This window comes from Syntrophomonas sp. DTU019 (genome assembly GCA_913757435.1).
Taxonomy (GTDB): Bacteria; Bacillota; Syntrophomonadia; order Syntrophomonadales; family Syntrophomonadaceae; genus DTU019.
In genome coordinates, this window is the sequence record CAJYDM010000001.1 from 593,709 (window position 1) to 609,238 (window position 15,530).

The following is a 15,530-nucleotide window of genomic DNA, read 5'->3' on the forward strand; positions in this document are numbered from 1 at the left end:
CCCCGGCTTGGGGCGGGGATTTTAGTCTCGTAGGTCTACTCTTGTTTCTCTGTCGGGGTTTAGTTTCTCTGCGGGATAGTCTTTCTCTTGGTATATCGTAACAGTGGTTTCGCCGTAGTTATTAGACGGGTTTATATCTATCCCGTTAAGTAGATTTACTTGTCCGGTGAATTTATATGTCCCAGGGCCTAGACTGTATTTACTGTCGTAAAACTGGAAGCTCTTTTCGCCTTGTTCGTTTCTATATAGGGTAGTATGTTCGGTTTTGCTGCCACCTGGATAAGTGAGGACGGTTTCAACTTCTGCCAACGGGGAAAAGTCATGTTTTTGCACCGTGGCGGTGATGGTGAAGTTAGTTTTCTGCCCCGGTTTGACTGTCTTGCTGAAATCGAGGGGCATTCTTATACCTACATCTATCCCGTCTGGAATAATGCCTATCGCCATGAGGTTGTTGTCCTGGTTTATCTCTGTGGCAGGGGTAAGTCCGTCTATATTGGCCTTGAAGAATAATCTCCTGGGGTGTTCGGGTACGGTTACGGTTACATCAAATGTCTTTGATTCGCCTTTGGCTAGTTCGATCGGTTCAGTCTGCCAAGGGGAATTAGTTCCCTTCCAGCCTGTAACAGGGTCTTGCCCATCGCGTTCCCAAACTGCTTTAAAGTCGGTTATTGCTTTTGCGCCGCAGTTATATAAAGTAACCGGGAATGTAATCGGTTCGCCTTCCTTGCCTTCGTAAATCTTAGCAAGGTTTTTGTATTCTTCTTTGTATTCGTTAGAGCCTTCAGGGGTGGGGTAGAAATCGGGGGCTTCCCCTCCTACTTCAACCACCGCTTCGGTAAAATACCAAAAAACACCTTTAGGGAAGTTTTTATTGTTGTAGCTGATACTCCTCACGTTGCCGTTGGTTGACCAGTTTGTAGCACCTTCTATGCAGGGCGCGTTATCAGCTACGCAGAGGAATATCTCGTATGTGCCTTCTTTTTCAAGGTTCAGATTTTCGATAATGTTCTTTACTTTCCCAAAGTCTCCTACGATGGCAGATTTGATCTCGTGCTTATGCCTGTCTTCTCCCTGAGGTGTAAAACGGTACTGAATGTCGTAATAAATTAAACTACTGCCGCTGCCTGGGCTGCTCAGGTCGCTGATAAGTATTTTATCCCCGATCGATGCATTGATCACCGGGGAATCTTGTTCGGGGACAATGCGGCTCTGATCGTTGCCTATCTCGGCTGAGTCAAGAACAGTTGGTAGCAGGGTTTCCCCTGATTTAATCTGCAACGAAAAACCTGCTGATGGGTGTACCAGGTTGGGGTCAGTGCTAATTTGGGCCTTGCGATAGTCAACCACCCCAGGATAATTACTAACTTCATCATTGCCGATACCATCAGCATAAGCGGGTACGGCAGAAAAAAGAAACACTAGCATTAAAGCTAGTGAAAGTATTTTTTTCATGGCTACCTCCTATGGTAAGGTCTTGGTGACGGTCACTAAGAGAGTTTCCTGGCCGCTCACTTTACCGTAAACATCGAAAGTCACTACGTCTCCGGATTTGGGTTCGGGGGTATATCCCTCATGGAATAACATATAACTCTTGGTCCAAACGTCTACGGGTTGTACCATGTGAGTTCCATCCCACATTAACCTATTGTTTTTATTCCATTCGGGGTGGCTGGTGCAGACTACACGGATTTCTTTTTGGGGAAAGCTCGCATCACTCATACCAAACCACATAGTAGGGTCATCGTAGTTATTGCTTATCCGAAGATCATAATCGCCAACCTTAATAAAATCCCTTCTTGCCGGGTCATTAGATTTCTCTAAAACAACAGTTTTTGCTGCGCCATTGGTTGCACCAGTAGTCGAGATCAACACTGTATAAGTATTCGGATCCCAGTCTACTCTTGCGCCAATGGCTTCTGCCGCAAACCGGATGGGGATGCAAGTTCTGTCTCCGGTGATGATCGCCTGGGTGTCCATAGTCTTGTTTACGCCGTTTACAGTGTAGGTTTTACTGCCGATAGTGAATACTGCAATGGTTCCGTCTTTCTCGAAGATAGCCTGTCTGGTGTTATCGTTCCAGTCTACGGTTGCTCCCATGGCTTCCATAGGTGCGCGCATGGGTACTAAGGTACGGTTGTTGCTGTCGATGTAGGCTCCCTGGTCGGGGAATGATAATACAGCCCCATCAATCTTCACAGTTACATCGGGAGCTGCCCCTGCGGGCAATACCATCGCCATCAATAAAATTGCCATCAGTGCTATTAGTTTTATTTTCTTCATGAAAAATTCCTCCTTGTAGTATTAAAAGAAAAACCCTCCAGCGAGGGGGGTTAAAGTTTGCTCCCACAAGACTTCCTGTGGCTTTTATTTAACCTTGCGTTTATTGCTTTTGGTTCGATCTAATACTTCGATTTGTATGTCGTGGGATTCGATCTTTTCTTCGATTCGCTCCAGGCGTTTAGTATGACCGTCAATCTTGTTGGCAACCGTATTCATGGTGCTGGCTAGAAATTTTATGCTTTCATCGGTAGAAGCCTGCCGGTTAGTTAGCTCTATTACGTTTTCTGACAAAATGCGAATTGGAGCAAAAGCTTCGTTTTCTAATCTAAGCTCTAGGTTTTTTTGCCCATCTTTTACTGAAATGATATCTGATTGTGCCGATATCATGTCAGTACGCATCGCACCTATGTCTGATTGTACCGAGGTTATATCAGAACGCATCGCACCTATGTCTGATTGTACCGATATCATGTCAGAACGCATCGTGCCTATGTCTGATTGTACCGATATCATGTCAGAACGCATCGTGCCTATGTCTGATTGTACCGAAGTTATGTCAGTACGCATCGTGCCTATGTCTGATTGTATTGAAGTTATGTCAGTACGCATCGTGCCTAGGTCTGATTGTATTCCGGTTATGTTGGATTGCATCATTTCAAGCATCTGCAATATTTTGGTTTCGTTGTCCATGTTAATACCTCCTGATAAAGGCTGTGTGAGATAATTTTACCATATTCTTTAACTAACGGGCTTAGCTTCTCTCTGCGCCGTGATGGCTAACTCTCCCCAAGTTAAATTAGGATTGTTCCGCAGGGATTCCTGGAAATACTGTTCCCGTTCGAGGGTTCCCAACAAATCAGTCTTTCCTACATAGGTGGTCATGTAGGCATGAAATACCCGAAGCGCGTTCCCATGATCTGCTACTCTATCCGTCCCCGGAGGCCACTGGCGTTGAGGCTGGCTTACTTCCGGTGATTCAACGGCGACTATTCTAATGGGCAGCTTGGTATACAGATAACCTATGCCTAAGCATATCGCGACAATAATTAACTGAATGTTTACATCCACGATTGTTCCTCCTTTCTTGTTTCTAACCGAACCTCTGCGATGCTTCGCTGGTTCGGCCAATAATGTATCCGTTGTTTGCTTTTTTTAATGCTGGACCCTCCGAAGGGTTTACTACTGCCACATTGGGGCCGCCGTAGGTCTTTAACCACTGTTGGGTGAGTTGGTCGGAAGCATCCCCTTCGCGGGCTAAGACTAATATGCCTTCATCTCTGGCTACCCGAGAACACATATCTAAACTCGAGGCACAGTCGATGATAACCAATGAAAAACGACTCTTGATTTGATCTGCAAGGTTTTTGGCATCAGATAATGTGTTGACATACTTATAGGGGTCAATAGGCCACACCATAACCCCGTTGTGTTCTATGGGAGCCTGACCTCCTGGAAATCTCCAATCTGAAACCACTAACTTTTCAGGAGGGATTCCTAACGATACTGCCGCCATGCTCTCCGGAGAGGCGCATACCAGCGCGGTGTTGTCTTCACATAATGCTGCGGCTATCTCTCCTGCAAGGGCAGGCCGCGACGGAGAAACGACATACAAAGCTCCGTGAATCGGTATGGTCATGCCGTGGTCGTTGCCTCTCGCGCCGGGAAGAACAGCGAGCTTGGGCTTTACAATCAGATTAACCGCTTCAGTAATATTCTCACAGAATACTGCATCGGGTCTGATTTTCTTTGCCACCCAGTCATCTGCCGCCCCGGACGGGATCACATACAAAGGAAGGCCGGGGGCGAATTTGACATTATTAGGGGAACTTATCGCCGCGATTGCCTCATTGGGATCGCTCGTTGCCTGCATCCTGTTGTCGTTTAACATAAAGTCGCCCAAAAGTAGAACTTTCGGCCCGGTGCTGGCGCATACCCTATTCCGGCCTTCGCTCTTAGCTTCGTAAAGCCTTTTATCGGCTTCAGCTAGCACGTTCCGGCTCTGGGGCCATTCGGCTATGCCAGCGGAATAGGTACAGGAAATTATACTGCCGTCTTCTAGTGTGATTTTTCTTGAACTCCAGTTTTTGCGGAGGCGGTCGATGACGATATAGCCCTCTTGAATCGTAGTGTCCGGCAGGCAAATAACAAATTCTTCACCGCCATACCTACACGCAATATCGCCAAAACGGAGGTTTTGCTTTAAAAAGCCCCCTAGTAAAGACAAGACCATATCTCCCGCCTGGTGTCCGTAGGTGTCGTTTACGGCCTTAAATTTATCAATGTCCAATATTACTGCCGAGTAGGGGTTTTCCCTCTCCCTCATCCATGCGGTTAAAAAATCTCTAGTGTATAACCCGGTCAGGGGGTCGGTTTCAACTTTAGACCAGAGGTGTTTCATTCTTTCTGAAAGACTAACAGCTTCGGATATTACCTGGGAGTTTATTTTTTTCACACACCGGTCGGCTCCAGCCTTCAGGTGTTCAGTTCTCCCTCCCAGTACAAACATCGGAACAAGAGGATACTCTCTCCGGAAGTCCTTTATAAATTTTGTCCCCCAGGAAGCTGAGATAATAATGCCGTCGGCATCCGCCGCGCCATCTTTGATCCTGTCTTTTGAAAGTTTGATGAATTCCCCATCGCGCATCTGCCCGGACTTCCCAAAGAGGTTCTTCCCGCCTGCGCCAAACAATGCTTTTCTCCCTTTTTTAAGCTGGGGGAGCTGCGGCAATTTGACTTGAAGTTTAATTTTATCTTCTATTTTGATCCCATCAAACATTAAACTAAGGATTTCTGCCATGTATGAACTATCAGGAGTCTTTGGGATTTTCTTTTCCGCGTCAGGGAAGTATGGCAAAGTAAAAACGTTTTTTGTTTGCTCCGATAATTCCCGTGCAATCTGGGACTCGGTGTAGTAGCTCTTCTTTTCGCGTGAGTTTACAACCAAAGTCCAGTCTTTGTTAGTTGGCCGGGAGTTCAGGAATTCTCTCAGCCTTACCAAGGCTTTCTCATCGCAATCGGATACTAATAAAGTAAGGTCGGCTTGGTTGATGATGGTTTCCCAGTGTTGTTGCTTATGATCAGTCCCTAAGTCAGCCACAACTAAATCGAAATCTGTTGCTGAAGAAAGTAAATCGGCTGCGTCTATGGTTTCGTGCAGCATATTAGGTTTGGGCAGTATGTATGTTCCTGCGGCGGACTTGACACAATCTTGCCATTGAAAGTCTTTATATGTTCCCAATGTGGGGTAGATATGCTGCGGGGAAACCCCGAAGACTCTTAGAGAATCTCCTACGGGGTTGTCAAAGTCAACAAAAAGAGTTTTTAGATTCTGCTGGGTGGCGGCTTCTGCAATTCCTACGGCTATGAATGTCTTGCCTGCGTCAGTCGCAGGTGATGTTATCGCTATGAGTTTCAAAATCTCCCCTCCTATGTGGGTGGACGCGCGTCCGGTATTTTGGCTTGATGATTTTTGCTTTTTTCTCGTATTTGCACAACCAACAGTTACATGACAGGTTGTATTTTGAGAGTTGCCCGACAGGAAGGGGCGGAGCGGTTTTCCAAATCTCCGTGATAATCCGACCGCGCCTCTTAATATAGCGTTGTCTTTGGTGTCTGTTTTCTGTAAGGGTTTTGTGATGTCTGCGCTGTTCGCAGATCGGGCAGGTATTATTCCAAGTCTCGGAAAAACACAAAATACACTGCATACAATTCCTCCTTTAAAGACTTTAAGGCCCAGACTTTCGTCTGGGCCTAGAATGTTGCTATATTGGGCTTTTGGGGGTTTTGCACATCTTTTTATTGGGGCTTAACCGCTGTATTCCTCGGCGATTTCTTAATATTAATATACCACCTTTAAATAGAAATGCAAGTGTTTTCCGTCTTTTTAGTAGTTTATATTCCCCGGCATCCCTGGGGCTTTTAACCATGTCGCGGGGTTGCAGAGTTGGCCGTTGACCTCGACCTCAAAATGTAAATGAGGCCCGGTGCTATTGCCTGTATTGCCTGAAAGACCTATTACTTGCCCCTGGCTGATATATTCCCCGGCTCGAACACCCAAGGTAGACAGATGAGCATATCTCACTATGGTTCCGTATCCATCGGCTAATACTATTAATCCTCCGTATTCGCCTGCTGGACCAGCGAAGATTACCTTTCCGTCAAATACTGCATACAGGGGGCTGTCTTCAGGACAGGCGATGTCTAATCCAGTGTGTCCGTTTTTCCATAACGGGCCTGTGCGCCCAAACTCAGCAGTAATAGGCCACTGGGGGTCACAGGGCCATGATCCGTCTGATGACGGCATTTGAAATTCGCACATAGCATCGGCTCGGGCTGCGACAGCCATTACATAATTTCTATCTCCGTTGCAATAAATGCTTAAAGCGTTATCATAATGTCCATCTTTAAGATTGGCCTGTAGCATTTTGGCTGCCGAGAAAATAGCATCAACAGGATTAAACGGGTCCGCGTATCCATCACCATCGCCATCGGTTCCATAACCGCCATATTCAGCAATATTTTCAGGATCGGTGTCATAAGGCAAATCCACATAAGGGGGCGGCAGGTTGTCTTTGTTATAAGGCGACATATCGGCAATAATACCACTTGAGTTTTTAAAGCCTTTGGGGTTTTCCCAGCCCGACCATGTGCCGGGCATAAACTGCATAAACCCTACCGCGCCCGCAGGAGAGACTATCCCTGACGGGTAAGTGCCGTTGGTTGATTCCTTCTCCGCTATAGCGGCCAAGATAGCCCAGGAGACATTATATCGCTCTTGGGCCTGCATATATATAGGAAAATACTCTCCGGTTATCTGCATCCCGTAGCTTGTGGGTGTGCCTGCTAATTTATCAAAATCGCTGGTGAATGTGCTTGCTAAACCGACAATACCTAAAAATCCGGTAAATACCACCAAGAGAGGGAATAGAATTATTGCTCCAATTAATGTAGAAATAAGAAGTTTAGTTTCCGGGCTAGAATCTAATGCTTTATCGAGGAGTTTTCTTTTAATAAATTCTTTTGCCAATACTGTTGTCGCGGCCATCAGATTACCTCCTTTCCTAACAAAAACCACCCTATTAAAAGGGTGGTCAATGCTTAACTCTCAGGTGAATTTTTAGTTGGTGGCGGCGGTTCTTTTGTTGGTGGCTTCTTTTGTTCCGGCGTTTGGTGGGGCGGTGATGATTTTGGGATAGGAGGATTTGTCCTGAATGAACCATCTGCTGCCCCAGGTGGTTCGTTAAAACCCCGCTTTGGAGGTTCCTGGGTCCAGAATGAATCATCTGCTGTCACAATTCCAGGGGGTTCATTGACATCTCTCTTTGGAGGTTCCTGTGTCCAGAATGAATCATCGGTTGTCACAATCCCAGGAGGTTCGTTGAAATCTCTCTTTGGGGGTTCCTGGTTTTCGCTTCTCCAAAACGAATCATCGGCTGTCACAATCCCAGGCGGTTCATTGAAATCTCTCTTTGGAGGTCCCTGAGTCCTGGATGAATCATCTGTTGTTTTGGGCGGCTTGTTGAAATTCCGCTTTGGAGGGGGTGGATTGTTTGATAGCTGAGGGCCTTGAGAGCTTTTTGCGGAGCCTTCTTGTTTATCTTGCTGGCGATAGGTCGGGCTGGGATTGGAAGATGTTTGTGTGCTATTAATCCTATTATTCTTTCTAGCTTTTTGGATTATCCTGCCGGCCACGAATCCTTTTATAAGGCCCTTCGCATCAACCCCGTAATTATGGGGAGGTTCAAAAGATAATAGCCCAATTACTCCCTCAAAAAACCTTTTTCTGAATATTAGCGCAAGTCCCAATATAACGCTGATGAGAAAACCGCTCAACATGAAGTTGTTTTGAACAAAAGACACCTGGGTTAAAGATACTGTAGATAATAAAACAAAGCTCATGTAAAACCCGTAGATGATTTTAGAGGCCGCAGCCCCTAACAGGTGTTTTAAATACAGTATGGTGGTCTGTATGCCTTTTTCTCCCGCCACGCCCATCAATAAAGCAAAAGGCAAGAGAATTAATAAGAACAGTAAAATAAACTGCGCCACTAGAATCGGCAGGCCGACAAAGACTGAAAACAGCAAGAATAAAAACGCCGGGATTAAGGTTAATATCGCTGTTCCCATGTGGAGCGTTGATGATGTCATTCCTTGGCCTACAGTATATAATACTGCGGTGTTATCAGACTCATATCGTTCCTGCGTCCCGGTTATAGCCTGTAGCATGGATTGTCTCACATCGTTACTACTAGCCAGCCAAACAGAGTCCATATAAGATTCTTCTGGGATTCCTTTGTTTTTGAATAAAGCCTCCCAGTCCATATCAACATTTATAAGTCCGTCTGAGCCTAGCAGTTTAATGGAGAATGTCTTATTAATATCTTTATTGATTGCTGCAACCTCGCTCGGCAAGAGTTTTAGGTTATTCGGGTCCCCGCTGCCGAACATCCCGTTGGCCCAAGGCGCACCAACTGTAATGTGCCACATGGCGTTAGTAGTTTCTATTAAGCCTTGTTGTAATAAGGTAGTCTCCCCTACTAATGAGTCGATCTCAACCGCTTCGTCTTCAGGAATGTCTTTCATATAGGACGTAGCCATCAATGCCATCCCAGTAGCTTGGTTGGTAAAGTTCATTATTGCTGGGACTATTTTATCTACATTAAGAGAATAAGCGGTGATGCAGGCAATACATAATGCCGCAACTAATACCGATGAAAAAGCTCGCATTAGCTGCGCCCTTACAAGGTGGAGAATAATAGCAATGCCTAATATTATCATCATTAGCAGCAACATAAGGGAGAATAATCCGCCGTTTTCATAAGAGGTTAACGCGCCCACTATTGTCCCTATAGATTTGAACATTCCGTCAGTAAGAAAATTGTCGAACACTAACAAGATTATGTTGTTTGCCAGCATAGCAGCGACTTTACTAAAAGAAAAGAAGATATTCGCCATTGAGTCTTGAATTGCTGTGCTTGCATCTTCCATCTTGTTTGAAAAGAAGTTCTGATCCACCGTAGGTGCGGTGCGGAACTGATAATTGTTGGCCGGGTATCTTAACCAGATAAATTCATCGGAATCGAAGCTCTCCAGTATTATAGGCAGAGTGGAAACCTGCACGGTTAGCGCATCTTCGATTTTGCCCTGGCGACCTACTATATAGTCGTCAGGCGGTTCATCACCGATATATTTACGCTCTGCTAATGCGAACGAAGGCAAAGAGAGCAATATGGTAAATGCAAGAATGATCGAAATTAGTTTTTTCGGCATTCTACACTCCTTTCTGAATTAGTGCGTTGGGTTTAGAGTTGAATATTTCATCAACCAGGTATTGCGGCCTCACCACTACCTGTAGCCACCCGATTCGGTTCTCGTTGTCCCTGAACAAACAAACCCCTGGCGGGAGCTTGGCGAAAGTCTCAGGAGGAACCGCTTCTTCATCAGCTCCCAACACCCGAAGTCCTGCTCTGGTTTCATCGGCTGATAAAGCCCTGAAGCAGAACACCTGGCTGCTGTTGTTGACGAAGACGGGCTTTTCTAGATCAGTTATGTTTTGGGATATTAAAACCGGGATTAGGTTGTAGGACCTCCCCACGCGGATGATTTCATCCAGCAGGCGTTCGCCTTCAGATATAGAGGCCATTACCCAGGCTTCATCAAAAATCAGCATTTTTACTGCGCTCCTGGGGAGTCCGAAGGCGGTTTCTCGTGCGATGGCTGAGATTAAGAATATCAGGGCCAATCCCTGGCGTTCGGTTTCGGTGTATCTCGATGGGTCGGTGTTTATGGAAGGCCGGGGGATTTCTTTGATGTTGATCACCACCATGCGTTCATTGTCGCCAAAGAACCTCATGTTTTCTTTCCCAAATACCATCCTGCCGATGTCGGTTCGTTGCATTGACTCCAACAAGAATGCGCTTTGCTGGGCTTCTTCTTTAATGGCCGCATTGGGATTATCTCTGGAGACTTCTTCTAAACATCGTATAAACCTGTTCATGTTTCTTTCCTGCCGGGGGAGTAAGTACAATCTTTCTAATGCCTGGGAAATTGCTAAAAGCCTGGCTTCTTTTCCGGTTGCGTTGAGAGCGATTACTAAGAAGTTTTGGGCTATCGACTGTGCGGTTATTTCCACATCAGAAAATATAAAAGGATTTAACGCTATCCCCCCGCGTGGGCTTAAATCTACGACATTAACATGGTCTTTGTATAAAAGCTTAAACGGCCAGTATTCTTCTTTAGGGTCTATCGCTAAAACATATCCCCCGTTCATAAGGGTGAAGTTCGCTAATGACTTGGACAATACAGATTTCCCGCCGCCCAGGGAACCGGAGATAAGCATTGCATTGGTTTTGTTTAATTCCCTGGCAGCGCGGCCTGGCTCCCAATAGATAGGGGTGTGTCCCGACCATCCCAAAAAGAACCCCTTCGGGTCACCGGTTTCAAAAGCGAATGTCGGCCCCAGCGCGGCTATGAATCCCGGATCGCATTCAACCGTGGGAGCTGAAGGGCTTGAACCGGGGAGAAAAGATATGAGCGATTCAAGCTGCTTTGAGGACGGCCTCACCACCCGGAAGTGCTTGGCGGTAAAACTGGACTGTAATTGTGCTATCCGGGCGTTTAGTTCTCTTAAATCAATGTGGGATACTGCCATGCAGATAGAAATGCTGGCTAATGATTTGCCGCTTTCAAGTTTTTCTGCCAGTGTGCGGCTTACACTGAGTCCTTTTTCATCGGAAATACCGATGTCGTCCCCACCTTGCAGTGCTTCCTGGGCCTGACCCAATAATAATCTTCTTTTGGCCTCGGTCTTCTGCAAGGCCGTATGCGGGGGCAAAATGTTAAAATGTATCACAGTATCAAATGGAAATGAAAAGTCGCTCTGGAACAAGTTAAGCCCGTATTCACTGATATTCTCCGGGTAGTCTACAAAGTGGACAAAACTTTGCAGGTGCGAGTTGTTAATGTTATCAGATACTGTCAAATAGTTAACTGATTCGTTGATGACATTCCCATCAGTAAATGCTACGATTGCCGCCGGGGTGAAAATTGTTTCTCTTTTGTCGGGCAGGGGCGGCGGCAGCGGGCCTAATCTTTGCGATGTCTTGCGTATAATAAAATCTAAATCTTGAAAGGCGGCCCTCGTAATAGAGTATTTTCTCAGCCTGCCGAACAGTTCTTTCTCTGCCGATATGGCGTGTTCTTTTATAGAGTCTGGCAACAAAGGGCGCATGGTCATCATGGTTTTTAAGATGATGTCCCTGGAATACTGAAGGAATTCAGCCACCGTTGACACCGAAGCATTGAGGGGTAGTTCCATTAAGATGTACCTTTTCAGGACCCTGGCTCCGCTGATAATGGCTTCGTTCACCGCCTTGGTGTGATTGATCATCTCTGTTCCAAAAATGCCTTCGCTCACGCTGTTGCTGTGGAGATAACTGTTTTCGTTCATTTCAAGTTCGTTCCATAACAATAAAATCTGCCCCTGGCCGTGGAATGTGCCTAAGATTTCTTCCATCGTGGAAACGGCTACTTTCTTGCGCTCCAGTGAGAAAAAATTATACGGCATAGGGTCGAGCTTATATAAAGCGAATGCTTTTCCAGTGGTAAAAATAATATTTTGGTAAAAGGCTGTAATTGGGAAATTTATGATACTCTCCTCCTTTTCAGAATTTCAGAAAAATAGGCATTAAAAAACCCCGCGTAAAGCGGGGTTTCTTTCCTAGCGTATATCGCCAGATTTTTGCGGCCCGTAATTCGAGCCTGGGTACACTATAACATTTTTTACTAAATTGTTCAATAATATAGACCAAATTAGTCTGAAAGGCTCATTGTGTCCCAGAATAATTTGAGTTTCCGGCGTTTTGGGGCAGCCCTGAATGTAAAGTCCCTATGCTGCGGGCCGATCAGGTACCTAAAAAAGTCAAACAAGAAAACTATAAATGGCCTTCCTTGCGGATCAAATTTATTGAACAGGTACGAAAGCGCGGCTGTGAATAATAGAGCAACGCCCCAAAAGGGTTGATTTAGTATTGGCGCGGTTGGTTTGGCTAGTAATGCCCCCAATGGGAGCAGCACAACAAACATAACAATCATGTCTAACGGAATCGGTCTAGGTAGCGGTTTATCACCTATGGAGTAGATTTTCCACTGGATTTTAAATAAAGATTTGTAGCTTGAGTACATCAGTATGCCCCCAGTCGAATTAATTGCCACTTATTGGTTTTTTGGGCTTCTAAAAAGATATATTGTTCCATGTCTTTTACTGCTGGATGTTCGCCGGCTTGTGTAATTGTTATTTTAAAAAGTGATTTACCATCTTCGTATCCGGTTAGTTCACAGCTTTTAAGAACATATCCCCCCAAAGAGGGGATTTCTTCTTCAGTGTAGTTAGATAGGTCTTCTCCTCTGAAGTACAGGTCAATCATCTGTTTACCAAAGGTAGCGAAGCCTTCGGGCGGGGTGTTGTTGCCTAGTACGGTTTCAGCCATGTTTGGATTCGTATTAGGGACCAACACCGGGTAACCGATAATAGCCTGGTCTTTAATAGTCACCTCTACGGTTTCTTGAGTATTTTTCCATACTGTAGCCAGTGGGGATTCCCTTTTGATAACGAGTTCTCTAGGCATCAGGTGTGCTTGGTCATCAGGGATAGTAGTGACTCTTGAGATGTTGGCTTTTAGTTTCACCCGGTATAAATCTTCTTCTTGGGATACCTCTAATACCTCTACTGAGTTGCATTTCTGATTACTGCCTAATGTGTAACTGTCGCCCTTGCCGAAAGGTTTGAGGCGGTTTTGGTAGTCCTGCTGGTCCCCGTTATAAGTAGCCCAATTGAACACGAAGCCGCGCGCGGTTTCCGCTACAAATCTTTCGGTTTGAATTTGCACAGGCGATACTGCGCCGTCTTTTATTAATTTAAGATTAGTGGACATAAGGCCATTGGCGCGGATCATGGTAAAAAAGCATAGAATAAGCATCCCCCAAAGGAGGGATGCTACCACTCCCCGAATGATATTAGAACGCAACTAAATTCCCCCTTTGAAAATTAACTCACGGATCAAGTTTAGTAAGTGGTTGTATTGATGTTTAGTGATGATGTGGTCTGGGCTGATGTAGTGACCGACCAGGGTTACTGTGGTGGTGCTGTCCCCATGCGTAAACATGCCTTCTTCCATATTTCCGCGCCGGACATGGCTTATGCTGGTGGAGCATTCTGTTTCGCCGTCTTCGTTGGTAGTGCAGGTGGTGATTTCGTATACTAATACTCTGGTTCCGGTCATCCAGACGTTTTGCCCTTCATATTGGGAATACTGCTGCGGGGTGAAACCGGGATAGAGAGTCCCCTGCCCCTGCCAACCAATGGGCCAGGATTCAAATATTGCATGAGTGGTTTCGATGGCTTTTACCAAAGATTCAGGCTTGTCCTCAGAAAAATAAGGCCCGGTGAAATACGGGGTGATGTATTCTTCACCTTCAAGTAGCGGCTGTGGCCTGGGGGTGGTTGCTAAATAGGTTTCGTTGTTGGGTGTGCCGGATATCCTGCCGTAGAATACTGCTGGTGTGGCCCAGTCGGTGAATTCTACCGGAGACTGAGTTTCGACCAGAGTCATAAATTTATCCATGTCGGGCCTGATCGCTGGGACACCTTCCAATAGGTTGTTTGCTTTCCCAGATAAACCGGTGATGTAAACAAAACCTCCGTGGGCGCGATTCATTTGGGCGTAGGCTTTTTGGCTCTGTTCGATCTGGTAGCCTTGCTTGAAGTTCGCCTGCCAGAAGTTACGAATTGGGGCTAAGTAAGCCGGGTTATCTGGAGTAAAGGCGGTTTTAATACCTGTCAGGGCTGATACAGCTTCGCTTAGTTCAAATTTTTTCTTGGTAGCGGGGTCGCAGAAGTAAGTTTCATTATTAACAGTGCAGATAGTTCTGGGTAAGATGTCGGCAAAGTCTGCTAAAGTGTTAATGACATCGGTTGATTTGTTTAACTTTGTGGTGTTTGCCCGGTATTGATCTTGAGCTACTCCAAAACCTATCCATTTATGAGGTCCGGCTTCTCCGTAGGCGGGTTCCATCACCCCGTAATCGTCCTGGGGGTTATATTCGGTTATGGTGTTTGAATAAAGGATTTCTGAAGATCCTTTCAGTAATTCAAGCGTACCGAAGGCTTTGACCCCTTGGCCTATCCTCTGTTGCAGGTAAAACTTACTGTCGCTGTCGGTTGGTTGGACGTAAAAAAACTTGCCAGTCTGATACACTTTGTACCCGTCTGATGTCGCCATGCTCAGTCTGCCGTAGATAATATACTGTTCAGTGATATCCGACTGGCAGATGACTTTGCCAACCACCGCGCCCTGGCTGGATTGAAACCCACTGGACGCATAGATTGGTTGTACTAAAATCACCGTCATCAACAGGGTTAGAATAAAGACTTTAAGATTTTGCATTATAACACCTCCAATAAAAAAACCCGGCATGTGCCGGGTCTTTTATAGACAGGGTGCGAAAGTCAACGAAAAGCTGACCGGCAGGTGTTTGATGCCCCGAGTCTATTTATATAGCGACGAGTGTGTAAAATAAATTGTGCTTCTGCTCTTTCCGAATATAAAATGAAACGGAAAGGCAGGAATACATATGGAGAAGATGCTCAGCAAATCCAATAGCTCGGCCAGCCATTGCGGGTATTGGTCCGAATCAATATCCAAACGGTATTCCTCACTGTTGCCCGCTTCCCCGAGTATATCCACCGCAAATACGTGGAATTTATCTGCCAGAGTCGGTATATCACCGAGCCATGCGGCACTGTTACTGCACGAGCCGTGTAGCAGTATCACAGCAGGGTTTTCAACCTTTCCGGCTTCCAGCACGAACCAGTCTCGAAATATTTAAATAAATTACATCTAAGACTTTAATATTGAGTACACCTTCAAGTCCTTATGTTGCCCTTTGACATACATTACTTTTCTACTTATACCTTCAAAAGACATACCTAACTTTTCCATTACACGCTCTGAGCCCTTGTTTTCCAAAAAACATCTTGCCTGAATACGAACCAAGTTCATTCTTTCAAAACCAAAAGAAATGATTGCCATTGCTGCTTCGCTAACTAATCCTTTGCCCCAGTATTCTTTAGATATATACAGAATTTATCGACTGATAATAATTCTATCATTTTAAAGTGACGCCCTGCACCGGGCCGTTAGGAAACAAAGATTAAAAATAGTCGAAGCTCATGGTATAATATGTAAATAACC

13 protein-coding genes are annotated in these 15,530 nt (G+C 45.5%); 1 reads left to right on the plus strand and 12 read right to left on the minus strand.

The features are described from left to right. Window positions 1-21 precede the first annotated feature (21 nt). The 11 genes from AC15IQ_RS02965 to AC15IQ_RS03015 all read right to left on the minus strand — a co-directional run bounded on the left by AC15IQ_RS02965 (window position 22) and on the right by AC15IQ_RS03015 (window position 14,723). Entirely contained in the window at window positions 22-1,452 is a 1,431-nt protein-coding gene (locus AC15IQ_RS02965) for a hypothetical protein (protein WP_483177209.1), read from the minus strand. 9 nt (window positions 1,453-1,461) lie between these two features. Further along, window positions 1,462-2,280, minus strand: coding sequence for a copper amine oxidase N-terminal domain-containing protein (locus tag AC15IQ_RS02970; RefSeq protein ID WP_483177210.1), 819 nt, complete (start codon window positions 2,278-2,280; stop codon window positions 1,462-1,464). A gap of 84 nt (window positions 2,281-2,364) precedes the next feature. Continuing rightward, window positions 2,365-2,970 carry a hypothetical protein gene (locus AC15IQ_RS02975; protein ID WP_483177211.1) on the minus strand — a complete coding sequence of 202 codons (606 nt, stop codon included), beginning with the start codon at window positions 2,968-2,970 and terminating at the stop codon, window positions 2,365-2,367. Between the two features lie 48 nt (window positions 2,971-3,018). Then, entirely contained in the window at window positions 3,019-3,348 is a 330-nt protein-coding gene (locus tag AC15IQ_RS02980; RefSeq protein ID WP_483177212.1) for a hypothetical protein, read from the minus strand. 22 nt (window positions 3,349-3,370) lie between these two features. Next, window positions 3,371-5,695, minus strand: a complete 2,325-nt coding sequence (locus tag AC15IQ_RS02985) for a diguanylate cyclase (protein WP_483177213.1) — start codon at window positions 5,693-5,695, stop codon at window positions 3,371-3,373. Between the two features lie 468 nt (window positions 5,696-6,163). Further along, window positions 6,164-7,324 (minus strand): peptidoglycan DD-metalloendopeptidase family protein, encoded by a 1,161-nt coding sequence (locus tag AC15IQ_RS02990; RefSeq protein WP_483177214.1) that lies wholly within the window; start codon window positions 7,322-7,324, stop codon window positions 6,164-6,166. Window positions 7,325-7,377: 53 nt separating this feature from the next. Beyond that, window positions 7,378-9,549, minus strand: coding sequence for a hypothetical protein (locus AC15IQ_RS02995; RefSeq protein ID WP_483177216.1), 2,172 nt, complete (start codon window positions 9,547-9,549; stop codon window positions 7,378-7,380). Between the two features lies 1 nt (window position 9,550). Continuing rightward, window positions 9,551-11,845, minus strand: a complete 2,295-nt coding sequence (locus AC15IQ_RS03000; RefSeq protein WP_483177217.1) for an ATP-binding protein — start codon at window positions 11,843-11,845, stop codon at window positions 9,551-9,553. 245 nt (window positions 11,846-12,090) lie between these two features. Then, window positions 12,091-12,462 (minus strand): TcpE family conjugal transfer membrane protein, encoded by a 372-nt coding sequence (locus AC15IQ_RS03005; RefSeq protein ID WP_483177219.1) that lies wholly within the window; start codon window positions 12,460-12,462, stop codon window positions 12,091-12,093. Next, a complete protein-coding gene (locus AC15IQ_RS03010; RefSeq protein ID WP_483177220.1) occupies window positions 12,462-13,304 on the minus strand; it encodes a hypothetical protein in 843 nt (280 codons plus the stop codon). Before AC15IQ_RS03010 ends, AC15IQ_RS03005 begins: the two co-directional genes overlap by 1 nt. After that, the gene (locus AC15IQ_RS03015; RefSeq protein ID WP_483177222.1) at window positions 13,305-14,723 is read right to left on the minus strand and encodes a hypothetical protein; all 1,419 of its coding nucleotides are present in this window, start codon (window positions 14,721-14,723) and stop codon (window positions 13,305-13,307) included. Window positions 14,724-14,951: 228 nt separating this feature from the next. Between AC15IQ_RS03015 and AC15IQ_RS03020 the strand changes: the two genes are divergently transcribed. Further along, entirely contained in the window at window positions 14,952-15,101 is a 150-nt protein-coding gene (locus tag AC15IQ_RS03020) for a hypothetical protein (protein ID WP_483177224.1), read from the plus strand. A gap of 75 nt (window positions 15,102-15,176) precedes the next feature. On the opposite strand, the gene AC15IQ_RS03025 is transcribed toward AC15IQ_RS03020, so the two are convergent. Then, complete coding sequence (locus AC15IQ_RS03025) at window positions 15,177-15,422, minus strand: GNAT family N-acetyltransferase (protein ID WP_483177741.1); 246 nt, start codon at window positions 15,420-15,422, stop codon at window positions 15,177-15,179. Between the last annotated feature and the right edge of the window lie 108 nt (window positions 15,423-15,530).